Annotated in this window: 14 protein-coding genes; 10 read left to right on the forward strand and 4 right to left on the reverse strand. The window is 55.6% G+C overall.

What is annotated here, in order from left to right:
• Positions 1–3: 3 nt before the first annotated feature.
• Positions 4–1,398: a chromosomal replication initiator protein DnaA gene (gene dnaA / locus SK47_RS01370; protein ID WP_003861124.1), complete on the reverse strand. Its 1,395-nt coding sequence runs from the start codon at positions 1,396–1,398 to the stop codon at positions 4–6.
• A gap of 637 nt (positions 1,399–2,035) precedes the next feature.
• Here dnaA and rpmH point away from each other — a divergent pair.
• From rpmH to SK47_RS01410, 9 genes are all read left to right on the forward strand, one after another.
• Positions 2,036–2,176 (forward strand): 50S ribosomal protein L34, encoded by a 141-nt coding sequence (gene rpmH, locus SK47_RS01375; RefSeq protein ID WP_000831330.1) that lies wholly within the window; start codon positions 2,036–2,038, stop codon positions 2,174–2,176.
• Between the two features lie 16 nt (positions 2,177–2,192).
• Positions 2,193–2,552, forward strand: coding sequence for a ribonuclease P protein component (rnpA, locus tag SK47_RS01380; protein ID WP_003861126.1), 360 nt, complete (start codon positions 2,193–2,195; stop codon positions 2,550–2,552).
• Entirely contained in the window at positions 2,516–2,773 is a 258-nt protein-coding gene (gene yidD, locus SK47_RS22805; protein ID WP_001307474.1) for a membrane protein insertion efficiency factor YidD, read from the forward strand. The genes rnpA and yidD overlap by 37 nt, the downstream gene beginning before the upstream one ends.
• Before the next feature lie 2 nt (positions 2,774–2,775).
• Positions 2,776–4,419: a membrane protein insertase YidC gene (yidC, locus tag SK47_RS01385; protein ID WP_003861138.1), complete on the forward strand. Its 1,644-nt coding sequence runs from the start codon at positions 2,776–2,778 to the stop codon at positions 4,417–4,419.
• A 72-nt stretch (positions 4,420–4,491) separates the two neighbouring features.
• Positions 4,492–5,856: a tRNA uridine-5-carboxymethylaminomethyl(34) synthesis GTPase MnmE gene (mnmE, locus tag SK47_RS01390; RefSeq protein WP_048243376.1), complete on the forward strand. Its 1,365-nt coding sequence runs from the start codon at positions 4,492–4,494 to the stop codon at positions 5,854–5,856.
• Between the two features lie 111 nt (positions 5,857–5,967).
• On the forward strand, positions 5,968–7,143 hold the full coding sequence (locus tag SK47_RS01395) for an MFS transporter (protein ID WP_003861141.1): 1,176 nt from the start codon (positions 5,968–5,970) through the stop codon (positions 7,141–7,143).
• Positions 7,112–8,083: an HTH-type transcriptional regulator YidZ gene (gene yidZ / locus SK47_RS01400; protein WP_022652106.1), complete on the forward strand. Its 972-nt coding sequence runs from the start codon at positions 7,112–7,114 to the stop codon at positions 8,081–8,083. The genes SK47_RS01395 and yidZ overlap by 32 nt, the downstream gene beginning before the upstream one ends.
• 122 nt (positions 8,084–8,205) lie before the next feature.
• A complete protein-coding gene (locus tag SK47_RS01405) occupies positions 8,206–8,952 on the forward strand; it encodes a 4'-phosphopantetheinyl transferase family protein (RefSeq protein WP_003861145.1) in 747 nt (248 codons plus the stop codon).
• 36 nt (positions 8,953–8,988) lie between these two features.
• Entirely contained in the window at positions 8,989–9,555 is a 567-nt protein-coding gene (locus tag SK47_RS01410) for an NADPH-dependent FMN reductase (protein ID WP_003861147.1), read from the forward strand.
• Positions 9,556–9,641: 86 nt separating this feature from the next.
• Here the strand turns inward: SK47_RS01410 and adeP are convergent, their stop codons facing one another.
• Positions 9,642–10,979, reverse strand: coding sequence for an adenine permease AdeP (adeP, locus tag SK47_RS01415; protein WP_003861149.1), 1,338 nt, complete (start codon positions 10,977–10,979; stop codon positions 9,642–9,644).
• A 165-nt stretch (positions 10,980–11,144) separates the two neighbouring features.
• On the opposite strand from adeP, the gene yieH reads away from it, so the two are divergent.
• Positions 11,145–11,810, forward strand: a complete 666-nt coding sequence (yieH, locus tag SK47_RS01420; protein ID WP_003861151.1) for a 6-phosphogluconate phosphatase — start codon at positions 11,145–11,147, stop codon at positions 11,808–11,810.
• A 94-nt stretch (positions 11,811–11,904) separates the two neighbouring features.
• On the opposite strand, the gene phoU is transcribed toward yieH, so the two are convergent.
• Together phoU and pstB are read right to left on the reverse strand one after the other, a co-directional pair.
• Positions 11,905–12,630, reverse strand: a complete 726-nt coding sequence (gene phoU, locus SK47_RS01425; RefSeq protein ID WP_003861153.1) for a phosphate signaling complex protein PhoU — start codon at positions 12,628–12,630, stop codon at positions 11,905–11,907.
• Positions 12,631–12,656: 26 nt separating this feature from the next.
• Positions 12,657–13,430, reverse strand: a complete 774-nt coding sequence (gene pstB / locus SK47_RS01430; RefSeq protein WP_003861154.1) for a phosphate ABC transporter ATP-binding protein PstB — start codon at positions 13,428–13,430, stop codon at positions 12,657–12,659.
• Positions 13,431–13,435 lie beyond the last annotated feature (5 nt).

Here is a 13,435-nt window from a genome sequence, read left to right on the forward strand (position 1 = left end):
GCGTCACGATGATAATGTTCTGATTAAATTGGAAAAATCTTCTTTTATGTCGTGGCTTTCTTCGCGTAACTGCTCGATCTTGCGACAGGCGTGCAGCACGGTCGTATGGTCACGGCCACCAAACGCATCACCGATTTCCGGCAGGCTGTGGTTGGTGAGCTCTTTTGCCAGCGCCATCGCCATCTGACGCGGACGCGCCACCGAGCGGGAACGACGTTTAGACAGTAAATCTGCCACTTTGATCTTGTAGTACTCAGCCACCGTCTTCTGAATATTGTCGATAGTGACCAGTTTTTCCTGCAAAGCCAATAAATCGCGCAGCGCTTCACGCACAAAATCGATGGTGATCGCACGACCGGTGAAGTTGGCGTTAGCGATAACGCGGTTCAGCGCCCCTTCCAGCTCACGCACGTTGGAACGCAAGCGCTTGGCAATAAAGAACGCCACTTCACCCGGCAGGCGAATGTCGTTCTCGTCGGCTTTTTTCATCAGGATCGCGACGCGGGTTTCCAGTTCCGGCGGCTCGATCGCCACGGTCAGGCCCCAGCCGAAGCGGGATTTGAGACGATCTTCAACGCCGTTGATCTCTTTTGGATAACGATCCGAGGTCAGAATGATCTGCTGATTGCCTTCCAGCAGGGCGTTAAAGGTATGGAAAAACTCTTCCTGCGATCGTTCTTTATTGGCAAAGAACTGAATGTCATCGATCAGCAGCGCATCAACGGAACGGTAGTAGCGTTTAAACTCTTCGATCGCATTGTTTTGCAGGGCTTTTACCATGTCCTGAACGAAGCGTTCGGAGTGCATATACACTACTTTGGCATTGGGCTTACGCGCCATAATGCCGTTGCCCACCGCATGCAACAGGTGCGTTTTACCGAGACCCGTGCCGCCATACAGGAACAGCGGGTTGTAAGCGCCACCGGGGTTATCGGCAACCTGGCGAGCCGCCGCGCGCGCCAGCTGGTTCGACTTACCTTCAACGAAGTTATCGAACGTGTGTTTCACGTTAACGTTAGAGCGGTAGGTAGGCTCAGCGGGGGCCGGAACGTTATCCCAGCCCTGACGAGCCGGTGCAACGCGAGGCGCTGGAGCGGGCGCCGCCTGTGCAGGGGCTGCCACATTGACAACTTCACGAACGGTTTGGGTGACCGGCTTTGTGCCCACTTCAAAACGCAGCTGTGGGGCATCTGACCCGCAGAAATCGTTCAGCAGTCCATTGATGTTATTAAGGTATTTATCCCTTACCCAATCGAGCACGAAACGGTTTGGCGCATACAAAGCCAGCGTGTTATCGCTCAGTTCCGCCTGCAACGGGCGGATCCACATACTGAATTCTGTGGCTGGTAACTCATCCTGCAATCGGGCAAGACACTGCTGCCAAAGCGAAAGTGACACGGCGGACTCCACTCGAACAATAAAAGAAAACTATTGAATATTCATGATTGTTGGCGCACATCGACATGACCCCATCAGGGTGATGTGCGAACCGCTATCTGCGGTTATACACGCTATCGTTGATACAGCCTGAACGATGTTGTGTTTATGCCCGACCAGGATCGCTGGATCCCGATCGGGACCGCGGATCATAGCCTAAACTGAGCCAGAGATCTTCTGTTTCTCACAGATTCTTCCCGATTTATCCACAGGAAGATCCGGAATCGGGTAAGTGTAAACGATCCTGACGCGAGTGCCTCGCGATTTAGGCCGCATATTGGAAAATTTAATGAGCACAGACAATTTTTGGCTTAAATGATCTAACGAAGATCCGGGACGATCCTTGCGCTTTGTTGGCGAGCCCGTATAATCCTCGACCCGGCGCGTGATGCTCATCTTCCTGCGTCGTCCGTTGCTCATTTTCCACGCGAAATCGTGCGGAAATACGCGGGAAATAAGGAAAGAGAATTGACTCCGGAGTGTACAATTATTACAATCCGGCCTCTTTAATCACCCACGCTGAGGCGTTAGTCGTTCGAATCTCGTTCGGGTATACGCAAAAGTCAGTGAATTTATTCAAGTTTAGGTAGAAATCGCCATGAAACGCACTTTTCAACCGTCTGTACTGAAGCGCAACCGTTCTCACGGCTTCCGTGCTCGTATGGCTACTAAAAATGGTCGTCAGGTTCTGGCACGTCGTCGTGCTAAAGGCCGCGCTCGTCTGACCGTTTCCAAGTAATAAAGCTAACCCCTGAGTGGTTAAGCTCGCATTTCCCAGGGAGTTACGTTTGTTAACTCCCACTCATTTCACTTTCGTCTTCCAGCAGCCACAACGGGCTGGCACGCCGCAAATCACCATCCTCGGCCGCCAAAATTCGCTGGGGCATCCCCGCATCGGTCTCACAGTCGCCAAGAAAAACGTTAAGCGTGCGCATGAACGCAACCGGATTAAACGTCTGACGCGTGAAAGTTTCCGTTTACGTCAGCACGAACTGCCTTCAATGGATTTCGTGGTGGTGGCGAAAAAAGGGGTTGCCGACCTCGATAACCGTGCTCTCTCGGAAGCGTTGGAAAAATTATGGCGCCGCCACTGTCGCCTGGCTCGCGGGTCCTGATAGCCCTCATTCGGGTCTATCAACGCCTGATTAGTCCGCTACTCGGGCCACACTGCCGTTTCACGCCAACATGCTCAAGCTACGGAATTGAGGCATTGCGCAGGTTTGGAGTGATAAAAGGCAGTTGGTTGACGGTGAAACGCGTATTAAAATGCCACCCTTTACACCCAGGTGGAGACGACCCCGTCCCTCCAGGACCTTTTGATACCAGAGAACACTAACGATGGATTCGCAACGCAATCTTCTTATCATCGCTTTGTTGTTCGTGTCTTTCATGATCTGGCAGGCATGGGAGCAGGATAAAAATCCTCAACCCCAGCAGCAGACCACGCAGACCACGACCACCGCAGCGGGTAGCGCCGCCGACCAGGGCGTACCGGCCAGTGGCCAGGGGAAACAGATTACGGTTAAGACCGATGTGCTTGAGCTGACTATCAACACCCGTGGTGGTGATGTTGAGCAGGCGCTGCTGTTGACCTACCCGAAAGAACTGAAGTCTACCGAACCGTTCCAGTTACTGGAAACCACGCCTGAATTTATCTACCAGGCGCAGAGCGGCCTGACCGGTCGTGACGGCCCGGATAATCCGGCTAACGGTGCGCGTCCACTGTATAACGTCGAGAATGACACGTTTGTACTGGCTGATGGTCAGAACGAACTGGTTATCCCGATGACCTACACCGACGCGGCAGGCAACACCTTCACCAAAACCTTCACCCTGAAACGCGGTGAGTATGCGGTGAACGTGGGCTACAGCGTACAGAACGCCGGTGCGAAACCGCTGGAAATCTCTACCTTTGGTCAGCTGAAGCAGTCCATCAATCTGCCGTCTCACCGTGATACCGGAAGCAGCAACTTTGCGCTGCATACCTTCCGTGGCGCGGCTTACTCCACGCCAGATACCAAGTACGAGAAATACAAATTCGACACCATTGCCGATAACGAAAACCTGAACGTCAGCTCTAAAGGCGGTTGGGTCGCAATGCTGCAACAGTATTTCGCGACGGCGTGGGTACCGAATAACGACGGTACCAACAACTTCTACACCGCGAACCTCGGCAACGGTATTGCAGCCATCGGCTACAAATCTCAGCCGGTTCTGGTGCAGCCGGGTCAAACCGGTAAACTGGCAAGCACCCTGTGGGTTGGCCCGGAAATCCAGGACAAAATGGCTGCCGTTGCGCCGCACCTGGATCTGACCGTGGATTACGGTTGGTTGTGGTTCATCTCTCAGCCGCTGTTTAAGCTGCTGAAGTTCATCCACAGCTTCCTGGGTAACTGGGGCTTCTCCATCATCGTTATCACCTTTATCGTTCGTGGCATCATGTACCCGCTGACTAAAGCGCAGTACACCTCCATGGCGAAGATGCGTATGCTACAGCCGAAGATTCAGGCTATGCGTGAGCGTCTGGGCGATGACAAACAGCGTCAGAGCCAGGAGATGATGGCCCTGTATAAAGCAGAGAAAGTGAACCCACTGGGTGGTTGCTTCCCGCTGCTGATTCAGATGCCAATCTTCCTTGCGCTGTACTACATGCTGATGGGTTCCGTTGAGCTGCGCCACGCGCCGTTCGCCCTGTGGATCCATGACCTGTCCGCACAGGACCCGTACTACATCCTGCCGATCCTGATGGGCGTGACGATGTTCTTCATTCAGAAGATGTCTCCGACCACCGTGACCGACCCGATGCAGCAGAAGATCATGACCTTTATGCCGGTCATCTTCACCGTGTTCTTCCTGTGGTTCCCGTCAGGTCTGGTGCTGTACTATATCGTCAGCAACCTGGTGACCATCATCCAGCAGCAGCTGATTTACCGTGGTCTGGAAAAACGTGGCCTGCATAGCCGCGAAAAGAAAAAGTCCTGATTCGGTAACTTAACGCTAAAATAAGGGCGGTCGATTGACCGCCTTTTTTATTTGTATTGAACGAGAGCAACCATGAGCCATAACGACACTATCGTCGCCCAGGCAACCCCACCGGGACGCGGTGGTGTAGGCATTCTGCGTATCTCCGGCCTGAAGGCGCGTGAGGTGGCCGAAGCGGTGCTGGGTAAACTGCCAAAGCCGCGCTACGCTGATTATCTGCCGTTTAAAGATGCTGACGGCACACCGCTGGACCAGGGCATCGCGCTGTGGTTCCCCGGCCCAAACTCCTTTACCGGCGAAGATGTGCTGGAACTTCAGGGCCACGGCGGCCCGGTGATCCTCGACCTGCTGTTAAAACGTATTCTGACCCTGCCTGGCCTGCGCATTGCGAAGCCGGGTGAGTTCTCCGAGCGTGCTTTCCTCAACGATAAGCTCGACCTGGCGCAGGCCGAGGCGATTGCTGATCTGATCGACGCCAGCTCCGAACAGGCGGCCCGCTCCGCGCTGAACTCGTTGCAGGGCGCGTTTTCCGCACGCGTGAATCACCTTGTGGAAGCACTTACTCACCTGCGAATCTATGTCGAAGCGGCTATCGACTTCCCGGACGAGGAGATCGACTTCCTCTCAGACGGTAAAATTGAAGCTCAGCTCAACCAGGTGATGAACGATCTCGATGCCGTCCGCGCCGAAGCGCGCCAGGGCAGCCTGCTGCGTGAAGGCATGAAGGTGGTCATTGCCGGACGCCCCAACGCTGGGAAATCGAGCCTGCTGAACGCCCTGGCGGGCCGTGAAGCGGCGATCGTCACCGACATAGCCGGCACCACCCGCGACGTGCTGCGCGAGCATATCCATATCGACGGCATGCCGCTGCACATCATCGACACCGCTGGCCTGCGCGATGCGAGCGATGAAGTCGAGCGTATCGGTATCGAACGCGCCTGGCAGGAGATCGAGCAGGCCGACCGCGTGCTGTTTATGGTGGACGGCACCACAACCGACGCCGTTGACCCGGCTGAAATCTGGCCAGACTTTATCGCCCGTCTCCCGGCTAAACTGCCGATCACCGTGGTGCGCAACAAGGCCGACGTTACCGGCGAAACGCTGGGCATCAGCGATGTGAATGGTCACTCACTTATTCGCCTGTCGGCCCGTACCGGTGAAGGCGTGGAAGCCCTGCGTAGCCATCTCAAACAGAGCATGGGGTTCGACACCAGCATGGAGGGTGGCTTCCTGGCGCGTCGTCGTCACTTGCAGGCGCTGGAAGAGGCGGCTCGCCACCTTGAGCAGGGTAAAGCCCAGCTGATCGGCGCGTGGGCCGGTGAACTGCTGGCGGAAGAGCTGCGTCTGGCGCAACAGAATCTGAGCGAGATCACCGGGGAGTTTACGTCGGACGATCTGCTGGGAGGGATTTTCTCGAGCTTCTGCATTGGTAAGTAATTCACGTTAATACAGGGTGATTTCCTCCAGGGAAATCACCATTGTCCAAATGGCAACTCGCCTAATCCCCTTTCACCCCCTATCCTGCATGCCTGCATCTATGGGGGGTTTATGGCGCGTTTTCTGTTTTGTAGTTTCGCATTAGTTCTGCTTTATCCGTCCGGCATTGATATGTATCTGGTGGGGCTACCGCATATTGCCCGCGATCTGGGTGCCAGCGAGGCGCAACTGCACATCGCGTTTTCGGCCTACCTCGCGGGAATGGCGTCGTCGATGGTATTTGCCGGGAAAATCGCGGATAAAGCAGGCCGCCAGCCCGTCGCGATTACGGGTGCAGTTATCTTTGCGCTGGCATCAGTACTCTGTTCAGTGGCTCAGGAAAGCACAATGTTCCTGTCAGGACGTTTTATCCAGGGCATTGGCGCAGGCGGCTGTTACGTGGTGGCCTTTGCCATTCTGCGCGATACCTTGAGCGCCCAGCGCCGCGCCAAGGTGCTGTCGATGCTGAACGGCATTACCTGCATCATCCCGGTGCTGGCACCGGTTGTAGGCTACCTGATTATGCTTAAATTTCCGTGGCAGAGTCTTTTCTGGACCATGGCAGCCATGGGCGCCATCGTCTTTATCCTGTCCGTGACGGTGCTGAAAGAGACCCATCCCGGTTCGCAACAGCCATATCACACCGCAACCCTCCATCCGGCTGAAAAGCTGGTGAATCGCTTTTTCCTGAGTCGGCTGGCAATCACCACGCTTAGCGTGGCGGTGATCCTCACCTATGTAAACGTTTCCCCGGTGTTGCTGATGGAGACGATGGGCTTCGATCGCGGTGAGTATTCGACGGTGATGGCGCTAACCGCGATGGTGAGCATGGCGGTTTCATTCTCAACGCCCTTTGCGCTCAACATCTTCCGCCAGCGCACGCTGATGCTCACCTCACAGACGCTGTTTCTCGCCGCAGGCGTGATCCTGGCGACCGCCACCTCACACGCTGTAATGCTGGTGGGCATTACTCTGATCTGCGCCGGATTCTCCGTCGGCTTTGGTGTGGCGATGAGTCAGGCGCTTGGCCCCTTCTCGCTGCGGGCAGGCGTGGCCAGCTCGGTGCTGGGCATTGCGCAGGTCTGCGGTTCTTCGCTATGGATTTGGCTGGCGGCGGTGATCGGCCTTAACGCGCTGAATATGCTGATCGGGGTTCTGATTGGCTGTAGCATACTCTGCATTACCTTACTTATGGTCATCCAGCCCGCGGCGCACTATGAAGAAGCCCATCAGCAGTCTCGATCTTAATCTTTTACTTTGCCTGCAACTTTTGTTGCAGGAGCGCAGCGTCACCAAAGCCGCGAAGCGGATGAACGTGACGCCGTCCGCGGTGAGTAAATCGCTGGCGAAGCTGCGCGACTGGTTCGACGATCCGCTGTTTGTGAAAACGCCTTTAGGGCTATTGCCCACACCGCTGACGGTGAGTCTGGAACAGGATTTGGCCGACTGGATGCAGATTGGCAACCAGATCCTCGATAAATTCCACCATAGCTCTCCTGGCGGGCTTAAGTTTGTGCTCGCCGCCGAAACACCGCTGATGCTGATCCGCTTTAATACCCTGCTGGAGCAGGTGAATGAACGCTACCCACAGGCGACGGTGAAGCTGCGGCAATGGGATTACGATTCGCTGGACGCCATTACGCGCGGAGAAGTGGATCTGGGCTTCACCGGGCGTGAAACGCACCCTCGCTCGCGCGAACTGCTAAAGCTGATGCCGTGGTTTATCGACTACGAAATCCTGTTCAGTGACCGTCCGTGCGTGTATTTGCGCGAGGATCATCCCGCGCTCCAGGAAGCGTGGGATCTGGAGACGTTTCTGCGCTACCCGCATATCAGCATCTTCTGGGAACGCAGTGACACCTGGGCGCTCGACGAGGTGCTAAGGGAGATGGGCCGGGAGCGTAACATCGCCATGAGTTTGCCCGGTTTTGAACAGTCGATGTTTATGGCGGCCCAGCCGGATCACAACTACATAGCCACTGCGCCGCACTACTGCCATCACTACAACCAACTCCACCAGCGTAATCTGGTCTGTCTGCCCATTCCCATCGATGAGGCGCAGGCAGAAAAGCTCACCGTACCCTTCACGCTGATCTGGCATAAACGGAACAGCCATAATCCGAAAATCCTCTGGCTGCGTGAGACGATTAAAGCGCTGTATACCGCACCAGATCAGGTTTTTGCCTAAGATAATGTAAAGTTCGGTGCTCAGGCTTCTCTTATTTCCATTTACTGATTAAAACAGAAGCTAAGTTAAGCGATAATCATGTAACCGTTTAACCGACTACGACCATTATCAAGGAGCGAAAAATGGCTACGCACTTTGCACGAGGAACATTAACGGAAGGGCATCTCGTATCGGCCAGACTTTCTTCAGCCTGTCACAGTGAGGCGCTCAAACTACCTGAACACCGCAGGACGCGGTTTTTAGCTTCCAGAGCGCTCCTCGCAGAACTGCTTTTTATGCTCTACGGCACTAGCGAACTACCGGACATACTCACCCAGCCAGAAGGTCGCCCGGTTTTTGCGGACCCGGCACTCCCCCATTTTTCCATTGCGTACACCGGCAACATTGTTGGCGTCGCGCTGACGACTGAAGGTGATTGTGGCCTGGATATGGAGCTGCAACGCGTCACGCGTAGCTTCCATGGTGCTAACGCGCTCGATGAATACCCGCTCTCCAGCAATGAAAAGCTGTGGATACGTAACCAGAACGACCCTGTTGAAGCCAGAGCGCAGCTCATCACCCTTCGCCAGAGCATCCGCAAACTGAACGGCGCGGCGTCAGACGACGCCAGCCTGTTGCAGCTGCTCCCCGGCTCCGGACGCCTGCGCGCGACAAAAGCCTCGCTGGTAGAGGCGCTCAGCGACGCTGAGGACGTACTGATCTGGTCCGTTGCGGTGAGCCCCGCCATCGAACGTCTGAAAATCTGGGAATTTGACAGTATTCGCGGTTGGCGTAGTCTTCCGGATGTCCCTGAGCGCGCCAACGAGCCCGCCGCGCGCCTGATGCGATTAACCAGTTTACCGGCAGAAAAAGCATACACCCATAGCTGATCCGTCCAGGGTCATCATGATGAAACAGGAGTAATCATGTCTGATACGTTGAAAGTTGTTACGTTACTGGGAAGCCTGCGCAAAGGTTCTTTTAACGGGATGGTTGCCCGTACGCTGCCGCAGCTGGCGCCTGCGGGAATGGAGATCAGTGCCCTGCCGTCCATTGGCGACATCCCGCTTTATGATGCTGACGTTCAGCAGGAAGAAGGGTTCCCGCAAAGCGTGGAAGCGATAGCCGAGCAGATCCGTCAGGCTGACGGCGTGGTGATTGTGACGCCTGAGTATAACTACTCGGTGCCGGGTGGTCTGAAGAACGCCATTGACTGGCTGTCCCGTTTACCGGAGCAGCCACTGTCTGGTAAACCTGTGCTGATCCAGACCAGCTCAATGGGCGCCATTGGCGGCGCGCGCTGCCAGTATCACCTGCGTCAGATCCTGGTGTTCCTGGATGCGATGGTGATGAACAAGCCGGAATTTATGGGCGGCGTGATTCAGAACAAGGTCGACCCGCAGACGGGTGAAGTGGTGGATCAGAGTACGCGTGACCATCTCTCTGGCCAGCTGACCGCGTTTGGGGATTATATTAAGCGGGTGAAGGCGTAAGCCTTCGCCCTAACCCTCTCCCACAGGGAGAGGGAACTTTGCCCGTAGGTCAGGTAAGCGAAGCGCCACCTGACACCACCAGCATCTTAGTGTGAATCAATAAACACAATCTTCAGCACAAACAGCAGCGCAACAATAATCACGCACGGGCTGAGTTCGCGGAAGCGGCCGGTACCGATCTTCATCACGCAGTAAGAGATAAAGCCCAGCGCGATACCTTCGGTGATCGAGAAGCTGAACGGCATCATCACCGCGGTAATAAACGCCGGAACGGCTTCCGTCAAATCTTCCCACTTCACGCGCGCCAGGCTTGAGGTCATCAGCACGCCGACGTAAATCAGCGCGCCAGCTGCCGCGTATGGTGGCACCATCCCCGCCAGCGGAGAGAGGAAGATCACTAGCAGGAACAGCAGACCCACAACTACCGCCGTCAGGCCAGTACGACCGCCCACGGACACACCGGAAGAGGATTCAATGTAAGCGGTAACAGACGAGGTGCCGATGAAAGAGCCAGCGACGGACGAGATGCTATCCACATACAGCGCCTGCTTCATGCGCGGGAATTTGCCTTTTTCATCCGCCAGACCCGCTTTGTCGGTCACGCCAATCAGCGTACCGGAGGAGTCAAACAGGTTGACCAGCATGAAGGAGAAAATCACCCCGGCCAGACCCAGGTTCAGCGAGCCCGCCAGATCAACGTGGCCAATCACGGTAGAGACGCTTGGTGGCGCAGAGACGATACCGTTGTAATGTACGTCACCCAGCATCCAGCCCAGCAGCGTGGTCACAATGATAGAGACCAGCACCGCAGCATGGATGTTGCGCGACGCCAGGATCGCGATGATAAAGAAGCCCAGCACGCCCAGCAGCACGCTGTGAGAGGTCAGGTTACCAATGCTCACCAGCGTTTCCGGGTTCGCCACGATAACGCCAGCGTTTTTCAGCCCCATCATGCCGATAAACAGACCGATACCGCTGGTGATACCCACGCGCAGGCTCACGGGAATGTTCGCAATCATCCAGTAGCGCACACGGAAGATGGTCAGCAGCAGCAGGCCGACCGCGCCCCAGAAAATAGCGCCCATCCCGACCTGCCACGGTAGGCCCATCGCCTGAACCACCACGAACGCAAAGAACGCATTCAGGCCCATTGCCGGGGCCAGCGCCACGGGCAGATTAGCGAAAACGCCCATCAGGATGCTGCCAAGCGCCGCGATCAGACAGGTGGTCACGAAGACGGCGCTGGTGTCCATGCCAGCCACGCCCAGAATTTGCGGGTTAACGAAAACGATATAGACCATCGTCAGGAAGGTAGTAAAACCGGCGATCACTTCGGTGCGTGCCGTTGTGCCGTGCTCGCGCAGTTTGAACACGCGCTCAAGCAGCCCCTGACCAGACGTCTGGGTAGTGTGTTGTTGACTCATCATCAATTTCCGAACAAGGAGGGAAAATTCGTCGCTATCCTATACCAAAATGCGACAATAGTGGCGGTTACGGGATACTTTTTTCATTGATTTTGCTTATACGGCAACGATTGCGTCCCGGTGAACTGCCGTACGAAAACGTTAAACTTGTTAAAAGGGAAAGGCATGTCCGGAATTGAAGCGGTATTTTTCGACTGTGACGGTACGCTGGTCGACAGTGAGGTCATTTGTTCCCGCGCGTATGTCGCCATGTTCCAGGAATTTGGTATTACGCTCGATCTCGAAGAGGTGTTTAAACGCTTTAAGGGCGTGAAGCTGTACGAGATCATCGACATCATTAACGAAGAGCACGGGGTGGATCTGGCGAAAGCGGATCTGGAACCGGTGTACCGCGCCGAGGTCGCACGCCTCTTCGACGCCGAGCTGGAAGTTATCGCTGGCGCTAACACGCTGCTGGATGCGATGACGGTGCCGATCTGCGTGGTCTCTAACGGCCCGGTCAGCAAAATGCAGCACTCGCTCGGCAAGCTGAACATGTTGCACCACTTCCCGGAAAAACTGTTCAGTGGCTACGATATCCAGCGCTGGAAGCCGGATCCGGCATTGATGTTCCACGCGGCGAAGGCGATGAACGTCAACGTGGAGAACTGCATCCTGGTGGATGACTCGTCTGCGGGCGCGCAGTCGGGGATTGATGCGGGGATGGAGGTGTTTTACTTCTGCGCCGATCCGCACAACAAGCCGATCGATCATCCAAAAGTGACGACCTTTACCGATCTGGCGCAACTGCCAGCGTTGTGGAAGGCGCGCGGGTGGGATATTACTCGCTGAGTTTTCCCCTCACCCCGGCCCTCTCCCACAGGGAGAGGGAGAAAACCGAATGGTCCCCTCTCCCTGTGGGAGAGGGTTAGGGTGAGGGTAAAAATCACTCTTTCGGATCTTTGCCCGCCAGCAGCTTGTCCAGCTCGTCGCCGCCCACGTGTCGGAAATCCTGCCCCTTCACGAAGTAGAAGATGTATTCGCAAATGTTCTGGCAGCGGTCACCGATACGCTCGATTGAGCGCGCGCAGAACAGCGCGGTGAGTACGCTTGGAATGGTACGGGAATCTTCCATCATGTAGGTCATCAGCTGACGCACTATGCCTTCGTATTCCTGGTCAACTTTCTTGTCTTCACGGTAGATACGGACCGCTTCGTCCAGATCCATGCGCGCGAAAGCGTCCAGCACGTCGTGCAGCATCTGCACGGTGTGGCGACCGAGAGACTCCAGACTCACCAGCAGCGGCTGGTGCTGCTGGGAGAATTTCTCCAGCGCGGTGCGGCAGATTTTATCCGCCACGTCACCGATACGCTCCAGCTCGGCGATGGTTTTGATGATCGCCATCACCAGACGCAGGTCGCTCGCCGTCGGCTGACGCTTCGCAATGATGCGCACGCAGGCTTCGTCGATGGCGACTTCCATCATATTGACGTTGTGGTCGCCTTCAATAACGCGCTTCGCCAGCTCGCTGTCCTGGTTGTGCATCGCCGTGATCGCATCAGAAAGCTGCTGCTCGACCATGCCGCCCATGGTCATCACCTGGGTGCGAATGCTTTCCAGCTCTGCGTTAAACTGGCCGGAAATGTGTTTATTAAGATTGAGGTTGTCCATGGTTTCTCCACATGCACTAAGGCAAATCAACCGTAGCGGCCAGTAATATAATCTTCGGTTTGTTTCTTCGCCGGACGGGTGAACAGCGCATCCGTATCGCTGAACTCAATCAACTCGCCCAGGTACATAAACGCCGTGTGGTCAGAACAACGTGCAGCCTGCTGCATGTTGTGGGTCACGATCACCACGGTGTAATCCTGCTTCAGCTCGGTGATCAGCTCTTCGATACGCCCGGTTGAGATCGGGTCCAGGGCTGAGCACGGCTCATCCAGCAGCAAGACTTCCGGGCGAATGGCGATACCGCGCGCAATGCACAGACGCTGCTGCTGACCACCGGAGAGAGAGTACCCACTCTGGTGAAGTTTATCTTTGGTTTCGTTCCATAATGCGGCCTTGGTCAATGCCCACTGCACGCGCTCGTCCATATCCGCACGGGAGAGCTTCTCAAACAGACGCACACCAAAGGCGATGTTGTCATAGATCGACATCGGGAACGGCGTGGGTTTCTGGAATACCATCCCCACTTTCGCACGCAGCAGGGCGATATCCTGGGTATTGGTCAGGATGTTGTCACCGTCCAGCAGAATTTCACCTTCTGCGCGCTGCTCCGGATAGAGCGAATACATTTTGTTAAAGGTGCGCAGCAGCGTGGATTTACCACAGCCGGACGGACCGATGAATGCCGTTACCTGGTTCTTCGCGATATCCAGATTGATATTCTTCAGGGCATGGAATTTGCCGTAGTAGAAGTTCAAATCACGAACCTGAATCTTACCCGGGGCAGTATCAACCATACTCATTGACT

Source organism: Enterobacter sp. BWH52 (genome assembly GCF_001037565.1).
GTDB classification, from domain to species: domain Bacteria; phylum Pseudomonadota; class Gammaproteobacteria; order Enterobacterales; family Enterobacteriaceae; genus Enterobacter; species Enterobacter hormaechei_C.